This is a genomic window from uncultured Shewanella sp. (assembly GCF_947495455.1).
Classification (GTDB): Bacteria; Pseudomonadota; Gammaproteobacteria; order Enterobacterales; family Shewanellaceae; genus Shewanella.
Genome location: NZ_CANLZC010000256.1, coordinates 1 through 494 on the forward strand (window position 1 = coordinate 1; position 494 = coordinate 494).

At 47.4% G+C, this 494-nt stretch carries 1 protein-coding gene; it reads left to right on the forward strand.

Features of this window, described 5'->3' with window-relative positions:
- A partial coding sequence (locus Q0791_RS25015) for an EF-Tu/IF-2/RF-3 family GTPase (protein ID WP_299011968.1) occupies nucleotides 1-494 on the forward strand: 494 nt, incomplete at both ends.

A 494-nucleotide genomic window follows, 5' to 3' on the forward strand; every position in this document is an offset into this window, starting at 1 on the left:
GTTACTGGTCGTGTAGAGCGCGGTATCATCAAGGTTGGTGAAGAAGTTGAAATCGTGGGTATCAAAGACACCACTAAGACAACTTGTACCGGTGTTGAAATGTTCCGTAAACTGCTTGACGAAGGTCGTGCAGGTGAGAACTGTGGTGTCCTACTACGTGGTACTAAGCGTGATGAAGTTGAGCGTGGTCAAGTATTGGCAGCACCTGGTTCAATCAACCCACACACGACTTTTGAATCAGAAGTTTATGTTCTGTCAAAAGACGAAGGTGGCCGTCACACGCCATTCTTCAAAGGCTACCGTCCACAGTTCTACTTCCGTACAACTGACGTAACCGGTACTATTGAGTTACCAGAAGGCGTAGAAATGGTTATGCCAGGTGACAACATCAAGATGACTGTTACTTTGATCTGCCCAATCGCGATGGACGAAGGTTTACGCTTCGCTATCCGTGAAGGTGGTCGTACAGTAGGTGCGGGTGTTGTAGCTAAGAT